Origin of the sequence: Klebsiella sp. 7-CIP_Kleb. (assembly GCF_050378655.1) — a bacterium.
Classification (GTDB): domain Bacteria; phylum Pseudomonadota; class Gammaproteobacteria; order Enterobacterales; family Enterobacteriaceae; genus Klebsiella; species Klebsiella quasipneumoniae.
Window position 1 is genome coordinate 1 of sequence record NZ_JBNRLJ010000048.1, and the last position, 269, is coordinate 269.

Genomic DNA, 269 nt, shown 5'->3' on the forward strand with positions numbered 1-269 from the left:
TTGTGATTCATGACTGGGGTGAAGTCGTAACAAGGTAACCGTAGGGGAACCTGCGGTTGGATCACCTCCTTACCTTAAAGAACCTGCCTTTGTAGTGCTCACACAGATTGTTTGATAAATAATAAATTTCAAAATGTACTGCAAAGTGCATTGTGAAATTTTGCTCTTTAAAAATCTGGATCAAGCTGAAAATTGAAACGACACACAGTTAATGTGTGTTCGAGTCTCTCAAATTTTCGCGACACGATGATGTTTTACGAAACATCTTC

Annotated in this window: 1 rRNA gene; it reads left to right on the plus strand. The window is 38.7% G+C overall.

What is annotated here, in order from left to right:
• Positions 1–72 (plus strand): 16S ribosomal RNA (locus ACQUTI_RS26385); the annotation flags it as partial.
• Positions 73–269 lie beyond the last annotated feature (197 nt).